7 protein-coding genes and 1 pseudogene are annotated in these 7,015 nt (G+C 70.8%); 4 read left to right on the top strand and 4 right to left on the bottom strand.

Features of this window, described 5'->3' with window-relative positions; genetic code table 11:
• The 4 genes from I55_RS22485 to I55_RS22470 all read left to right on the top strand — a co-directional run.
• Positions 1-733, top strand: a 733-nt coding sequence (locus I55_RS22485) for a YbhB/YbcL family Raf kinase inhibitor-like protein (RefSeq protein ID WP_252181269.1), incomplete at its 5' end; no start/stop codon positions are given.
• Between the two features lie 28 nt (positions 734-761).
• Positions 762-1,376, top strand: a complete 615-nt coding sequence (mobA, locus tag I55_RS22480; RefSeq protein ID WP_199902686.1) for a molybdenum cofactor guanylyltransferase MobA — start codon at positions 762-764, stop codon at positions 1,374-1,376.
• A 148-nt stretch (positions 1,377-1,524) separates the two neighbouring features.
• Positions 1,525-2,514: a M4 family metallopeptidase gene (locus tag I55_RS22475; protein WP_083901336.1), complete on the top strand. Its 990-nt coding sequence runs from the start codon at positions 1,525-1,527 to the stop codon at positions 2,512-2,514.
• Positions 2,515-2,529: 15 nt separating this feature from the next.
• Complete coding sequence (locus I55_RS22470; RefSeq protein ID WP_044562827.1) at positions 2,530-2,853, top strand: protealysin inhibitor emfourin; 324 nt, start codon at positions 2,530-2,532, stop codon at positions 2,851-2,853.
• Between the two features lie 207 nt (positions 2,854-3,060).
• Here I55_RS22470 and I55_RS22465 read toward each other — a convergent pair whose 3' ends face one another.
• The 4 genes and pseudogenes from I55_RS22465 to I55_RS37325 form a co-directional block, all read right to left on the bottom strand.
• Entirely contained in the window at positions 3,061-4,152 is a 1,092-nt protein-coding gene (locus I55_RS22465; RefSeq protein WP_049974395.1) for an alpha/beta hydrolase, read from the bottom strand.
• 75 nt (positions 4,153-4,227) lie between these two features.
• The gene (glp, locus tag I55_RS22460) at positions 4,228-5,466 is read right to left on the bottom strand and encodes a gephyrin-like molybdotransferase Glp (protein ID WP_044562825.1); all 1,239 of its coding nucleotides are present in this window, start codon (positions 5,464-5,466) and stop codon (positions 4,228-4,230) included.
• A gap of 14 nt (positions 5,467-5,480) precedes the next feature.
• Positions 5,481-5,999 carry a molybdopterin-guanine dinucleotide biosynthesis protein B gene (mobB, locus tag I55_RS22455; protein WP_044562824.1) on the bottom strand — a complete coding sequence of 173 codons (519 nt, stop codon included), beginning with the start codon at positions 5,997-5,999 and terminating at the stop codon, positions 5,481-5,483.
• A 177-nt stretch (positions 6,000-6,176) separates the two neighbouring features.
• Positions 6,177-7,015: pseudogene (locus I55_RS37325) on the bottom strand (hypothetical protein); the annotation flags it as partial.

Raw genomic sequence — 7,015 nt, 5'->3', positions numbered from 1 at the left:
TGGGCGAGAACCTGCCCCGGGTGAAGCGCCCCCTGCCGGAACGGCGCATGACAGAGAAGGTTTGAGCCATGGCGCGGCCCACGCGGCGCCTGCGGGGAGCCCTGGCCCTGGCTGTCAGCTGACGGCCCAAGGCGCCCAGGCCGGCATGTGGCTGAACAGCCCCGACCTGGCGGCCGACGGCACCCTGACCCTGGCGCAAGCCTGGGACCGCGACGGCTGCGGCGGCCGGAACATCTCCCCCGCCTTGCGCTGGGGCGGTGAGGCGCCGACCACCAAGGGCTTCGCCCTGATCGTCATGGATGCCGACGTCAAGAAGGGCTTCCGCCACTGGATGGTGTTCAACATCCCGGCCGGCGTCCACGGACTGGCGGCGGGCGCCGGGGCCGCCGACGGCCAGGGCCTGCCCAAGGGGGCGCTCCAGGCGCTGAACGACTTCGGCCCCAAGGGTTATGGCGGCCCCTGCCCGCCGGCGGGGCAGACCCACCGTTATGTCTTCACCATTTACGCCCTCAACAAGGACACGCTGGACCTGAACCCGGACCAGCCGGCCGGCACCCTGGAATCGCTGGTGCTGTCCCACGCGCTGGACAAGGGCCGGATGCTGGCCCGCTCCCCGCGCTTCGACGCGCCGCCGGAAAAGGCGAAACCCCCTGGAGCCAAGCCGGCGGAGAAGCCAGCCGAGACCAAACCGCCGCCCAAGGCCACGCCGACGCCGGGGGAGACGCCGAGATGAGCCCGGCCCCCGTCGCCCCGTGAGCGACATGACCATCCTGGGCCTGATCCTGGCCGGGGGCCTGGGCCGCCGCTTCGGCGGCAGCGAGGACCACGCGGTGGACAAGGCGCGGCTGATGCTGGCGGGGCGGCCCCTGCTGGCCCATGTCCGGGCGCGGCTGGAGCCACAGGTGGCGGGCCTGGTCCTGAACGCCAATGGCGACCCCGCCCGCCATCACGACCAGGGACTGCCCATCCTGGCCGACACGGTGCCGGGCCATCCTGGGCCGCTGGCCGGCGTGCTGGCGGGCCTGGAATTCGCCGCCGGTACCCACACCCATGTGCTGAGCGTGCCGGCGGACTGCCCCTTCCTGCCCCGGGACCTAGCCCCCCGCCTGGCGGCGGCCATCGCGCCCGGCGGCGTGGCGTGCGCCGCGTCCAACGGTCAGCGCCATCCGGTGGTGGCGCTGTGGCCCGTGGGCCTGGCCCCGGCCCTGCGCCAATCCCTGGTGGGGGAGGATCTGCGCAAGGTAAGCGCCTTCCTGGCGCGCCAGCCGCTGGCGGTGGTCGACTTCCCGGCCGGGCCGGTGGACCCCTTCTTCAACGTCAACACGGCGGAGGATCTGGCGGCCGCCGCCGGCCTTGTGTCCAAGGGGTTAGGCTAGGCCCCGTCGTGGGTATGTCCGAGTCGGATATTCCGGCCGGCTGGGGACGGTGCGACGCTTGAGGCCCTTGAGCCCAGCGCCGAAAGCCTTGCCCATGTGCCCGCACGCCGGTTGCCCCCCACACATCTGCTTCATCATTCCCCCGCACATGATGGAACATGTCGCGACGCACAGCGCCGACCCCGCCCAGCGCCAGCGGGCCCTGCACAACCTCTATCACCAGGGCCGCATCCGGGGCATGCGCGACAGCATGAACCAGTTCGCCTTCGCTGGCCTGGCCACCGGGACCAAGCGCCGCACGATCTATGACGCCCAGCACGGCGGCACCCTGCCCGGCACGCTGGTGCGGTCGGAGGGGCAGGCGGCCACCCAGGACTTGGCCGTCAACGAGGCCTACGACTATGCCGGCAAGACCTATGATTTCTACATGGACGTGCTGAAGCGCAATTCCGTGGACAACAAGGGCATGCGCCTGGACAGCACGGTGCATTACAGCACCGACTACGACAACGCCTTCTGGAACGGCCAGCAGATGGTCTATGGCGACGGCGACGGCAAGATCTTCGACCGCTTCACCAAATGCCTGGACGTCATCGGCCATGAGCTGACCCACGGCGTCACCCAGTTCACCGCCGGCCTGGACTATTCCAGCCAGTCGGGCGCGCTGAACGAGTCCTTCTCCGACGTCTTCGGGTCGCTGATCAAGCAGTACGCCGCCGGCGAAACCGCGGACAAGGCGGACTGGCTGATCGGCCAGGGCCTGCTGATCCCCAAGGCCGGCACCAACCGCACGGCGCTGCGCTCCATGAAGGCGCCGGGCACGGCCTATGACGACCCGGACCTGGGCAAGGACCCGCAGCCGGCGACCATGAAGGACTATTACAGCGGCTCGGACGACAACTACGGCGTCCACATCAATTCCGGCATCCCCAACCACGCCTTCTATCTGGCGGCCACCGCCATCGGCGGCAAGGCGTGGGAGGTGGCGGGCGCCATCTGGTACGAGACGCTGACCACCCGCCTGCAGCTGTGGTCGGAGTTCAAGGACGCGGCCGCCGCGACGCGGGAAGTGGCGGGGAAGCATGGGTCCGCCGCCACCAAGGCGGTGGATGACGCCTGGAAAGCGGTCGGGCTTTAGGCCATCCTGCACGCCATGACCGCCACCGAACCGCCCCCCATCCATGTCGAATGCCAACGCCAGGGCGGCATCGCCTTCCCCTTGCGCCGGCCCGGCATCAGCCTGGACGTGGCCGGCCTGGGTGCTGCGGAGCGCCAGGCCCTGCGCCGGCTGGTGGAGGCAGCCGACCTGGCGGCCCAGCCGGCCCGCTTCCCCGGCCCCGGCCATGCCGACGCCCTGGAAACCATCCTGACCGTCACCTGGCCCGGCCACAGCGCCACCGTGCGCTTTCGCGACGGCGACGGCCATCCGGCCCCGCTGGACGACCTGGCGGGCTGGATCCTGCGCCACAAACCCTGAGCCGGCGCCGATTTGGGCGGATTTATGCCGCCCGACGCCACGACCACCGGAATGTCACAGGTTTCAGAGGCGGTTTCAGGGGCGACCGCCCTATCTCCCTTCTTGCCCGCCGCCCACCTGACGCGGCCATGACCCGGGGGACCCCCGTGACGATACGCAAGACCCTGTTCCTGCTGCTGGCCCTGCTGGCGCTGGTGGCCTGACACTTCAGCGCCCGCCGGCCGGCGCCCCCAGCTCACGGGTGAAGAAGCGGGCCATCACCTCATAGGCCGCCCGTGCCTCCGGCGATTCGGGATCGGAGAAGAAGGAGTGGACCATGCCATCCCAGACATGCAGCTCGGCCCGCACCCCCGCCCGCTCCAGCAGGTCCTGGCTGTGCAGGGTGTCGCTGAGCATGAAGTCGCGGGTGCCGGTGATCAGCAGGGTGGGTGGGAACTTGGCCAGCACATCCCGCGACAGGCCGGGCATCACCAACGGGTCCTGGGCGTCGGCGCCCTGGAAATAGGGCAGGTCCATCAGGCGCAGGCCGGGACCGGGCAGTTGGCCGCCATAGAGCGCCGACATGGCCAGGGAATCGCCGCCGGCATCCAGCAGACCGGCGCAGAAGATGCCGAGGGCGCCGGGCCGGGGCAGCCCGTGGGTCTGGAACCAAGCCACCGCCTCCGCCGTCAAGATGCCGCCGGCCGAACAGCCGTAGATGCCGATGTTCTGTGGCTTGTAGGTTTTCAGCAGGGCCTTGTAGACAGCGGCCACGTCCTCGCTGGCCGCCGGGAAGTGATGCTCCGGTCCCTGGCGGTAGTCCACCGTCACCACCTTGACCTTGGCCAGCGCCGCCACCGGCACCGCCTCCACCAACCCGCCGCTGCCGGCCCCCCAGAGGAAGGCACCGCCATGCAGGTTGATCAGCACCCGGTCCGGTGCAGCCACCGCCTTGGCCGGCTCCACCACCTGGGTGGGCACACCGCCGATGGCCTGGTCCGTCACGGTGACGGGGTACAAGGCCCGCAGCCGATCCGCCCGGTCGCTGTTCATGCGGTCATAGAAGACACGGCTGGCCGGCACGTCGGTGATGGGCGGCGCGTGCACGTCGGCATAGCGCCGGAACCAGTCCCGCGCCTCCGGCGACGCGTAGGAGGAGAAGGGCAGGACGAGGCCGCCCGGCGCCAACGGCAGGGTGACGCCGCCGTCCGGCCCCACGGGCGACGGCGGTGGCATGTCGGCCGCGTGGGCCGCGCCGGCGCACAGCAGCGCCGCGGCGGCGGCGGTGCGAATGATGGATACGATGGTCGTCGTGGTCATGTCCCCTCCCTGGGCTTTGTTTGCGCCCATGATAGGGGAGATGACATCGATAACATAGGGCCGACGTGCCGCGCGTCAGAACAGCCCGTGCAGCGGGATCACCGTCAGCGGATCGCCGGGGCGCAGGATGTCGCGCGCGTCCTCCACCTCCGCCACCGCGTCGGCGGCGGCCAGGGAGGACAGGGCCGCACTGCCGCCGGCGCCGACCAGGCGGGCGACCGTATCCCCATCCTCCTGCCGCAGGACCACCCGCAGATACTCGCGCTTGCCCGGCGACCGGGCATGGCTGAAGCCGCAGCGCGCGGTGAGGCGCTGCGGGTCGGCCACCACCTCCCCAGCCAGGCGCTGCACCAGGGGCCGGCCCAGGGCCAGGAAGGCGGCGAAGGCGGCGAAGGGATTGCCGGGCAGGCCCAGGAAGGGTGTGCCCGCCACATGACCAAAGGCCAGCGGCTTGCCGGGCTTCAGCGCCAGGCGCCAAAAATCGATGCCCCCCAGTCGCGCCACCACCGTCTTGACGTGATCCTCCTCCCCCGCCGAGACGCCGCCGCTGCTGAGGATCAGGTCGGCCTTCAGACCGGACAAGGCGGCCTCAAGGGCATCCGGGTCATCGCCGACGATGCCGACCGGCAGCACCCGGCACCCCAGCCGCCGCAGCAGGGCGGACAGCAGCGGCCCGTTGGCGTCGTGGATGGCGCCGGGAACCAGGGGCGTGCCCGCCGGCCGCACCTCGTCCCCCGTGGACAGCAGGGCCACGGTCAGCGGCGCCCGCACCGCCAGCACCTGGAAACCCAGCGCCGCCGCCAGCGCCAGCGCCGGCGGTGACAGGCGCCGCCCGGCGGCCAGCGCCAGGGCACCCGCCGCGATATCCTCCCCCACCGCGCGGCAGTGGCGGCCGGGGGTGAGGTCGGACGGGGCCAGCAGGACGTCGCCGTCCAGCACCGCGTCCTCCTGCATCAGCACGGTGTCGGCGCCCGCCGGTAAGGGAGCGCCGGTGAAGATGCGCACGGCGGTACCGGGCACCAGGGGACCGGGCGCGTCGCCCGCCGCCACCCGCGCCGACAGGGGCAGGCGCACCGGCCCGGGGCCACCCGCCACGTCGCGATGGTCCAGGGCATAGCCATCCATGGCCGCCTGGGCGAAGGGCGGCAGGCTGTGTTCCGCCACCACATCGGCCGCCAGGACGCGGCCATCAGCCTCATCCAGGGACACCACCGCCACGCCCGCCACTGGCTGGATCGCATGCAACAGCCGCTCCCGCGCCTGGTCGACGCTGAGCAAGGTGTCGGCGATGTAGCAATCGGTGGCGCCCGGCATGGGGATGCCCCTCCTCAGGCGGCGTGCGGCGGCAGGCCGACATAGGCCAGGATGAAGGTGGCGATGTCCACCACCGCGTCGAGGGGGAAGCGCCGCAACCGGGCCGGTGCCTCTACCGGCAGGGGATCGTCGGCCACCAGCGCCACGACGGTGGGATCATCGGGAAACAGCGGCGCCTTCCCATTCTCCGCCCGCCAAATCTCCAGCTTGGGGATGGGGTCGCGCTTGAAGCCTTCCACCAGCACCAGATCGACCGGCGACAGCTTGGCCACCAGGTCGGCCAGCGTGGGCTCAGCCATCCCGCGCAGCTCATGCATCAGGGCCCAGCGGTTGGCCGACGCCACCAGCACCTCGGTGGCGCCGGCCACGCGATGGCGGTGGCTGTCCTTGCCCGGCTGGTCCACATCGAAATCGTGGTGGGCGTGCTTCAGGGTGGAGACGCGGTAGCCGCGTCCCGTCAGTTCCGGGATCAGCTGGACCAGCAAGGTGGTCTTGCCCGAACCGCTCCACCCCGCGAGGCCGAACAGCTTCATCTGGCGCTCTCCCTTGTTCATGCCTCTGCTCTTGGACGATCAAAGGCCCCTCAATCGCCGGGCGGCCACATCCGTGGCCTTGGCTTCCTCGCGTTTCAGTCCGCTACGCTTCCCAAAACGCTCCGGCGGACGCGGTCGCGTCCTAGTACCGGTTGAGGCGTGTACAGAGGCCGCGCCCTACTGCGGCGGCTCCCGCAGGTCACGCACGTAGGCCAGAACCTCGCCATCGCGCTCAATGCGCACGATGTCCTGGCCCGCGGGAATTTCCTTGCAGGCCCAGCGGGTGAAGGCAAGGTAGAAATCCACCGGGCCGGTGTTGCGGCGCGTCGGCTTCCAGGCCGGCGGCAGGTAGTGGAACACCGAGGTGGGCGGACCGCAGACGCGGATGCGGTAGGGCTGGGTCAAGGCCTGCGGCCCTTCCAGCTTCACCATGGTGTCGGTCAGGCGCTTGGCCGCCTCGGACAGGGAACTGCCCCAGTAGTCCAACTCGAACCGGGGTGCGGCGCCGCGCACGCCACCGACGAAGCGGTTGAACCAGATGGTCTCATAGGGATGCAGATGGGCCATGAAGCCGACCTGCACAGCGGCACAGGCCACCAGCAGCGCCGCCATGAAGGGGCGCAGCCAGGTGTTCCCCGGCCAGCGCGACGGCAGGCGGGTGATCAGGGCGTTGAGGCCAAGGCCGGCGGTGGCGGCCAGGGGCGGCATCAGGAACAGCATATGGCGGATGCCGTCGTACAACACGGCGTCTGTCGCCACCACGGCGACCGGGGGCAGCAACACCGCGGTGGCCAGCGCCACCTCCTGCAGCCTCACGCCCACCGGGAAGGGGTGGCGCACGGTCGCCACCTCGGCGAAGAAGGCGGCCGACAGCACGACCGTCAGTTCCACCTCCGGCAGCTTCACGCCGAATCCCACCGGCGGGTACCACGAAGGCAGGTTGGTGGTGCAGACCTGCACGCCGGCGAAGGTGACCGTGACATCCATGGCGAACTTGGAGAATACTCCCAAGGCCT

This window comes from Azospirillum sp. B4 (assembly GCF_000333275.1).
Lineage (GTDB): Bacteria > Pseudomonadota > Alphaproteobacteria > Azospirillales > Azospirillaceae > Nitrospirillum.
Note: the sequence above shows the minus strand (reverse complement) of the source record. Positions and strands in the feature narration are given on the sequence as shown.

What these genes read in the sequence shown, in the direction of transcription:
- I55_RS22475 (WP_083901336.1), top strand. Translation starts at nt 1,525, where the DNA reads ATGATGGAACATGTCGCGACGCACAGCGCCGACCCCGCCCAGCGCCAG.
- I55_RS22470 (WP_044562827.1), top strand. Translation starts at nt 2,530, where the DNA reads ATGACCGCCACCGAACCGCCCCCCATCCATGTCGAATGCCAACGCCAG.
- mobB (WP_044562824.1), bottom strand. Translation starts at nt 5,999, where the DNA reads ATGAAGCTGTTCGGCCTCGCGGGGTGGAGCGGTTCGGGCAAGACCACC.
- glp (WP_044562825.1), bottom strand. Translation starts at nt 5,466, where the DNA reads ATGCCGGGCGCCACCGATTGCTACATCGCCGACACCTTGCTCAGCGTC.
- I55_RS22465 (WP_049974395.1), bottom strand. Translation starts at nt 4,152, where the DNA reads ATGACCACGACGACCATCGTATCCATCATTCGCACCGCCGCCGCCGCG.
- mobA (WP_199902686.1), top strand. Translation starts at nt 762, where the DNA reads ATGACCATCCTGGGCCTGATCCTGGCCGGGGGCCTGGGCCGCCGCTTC.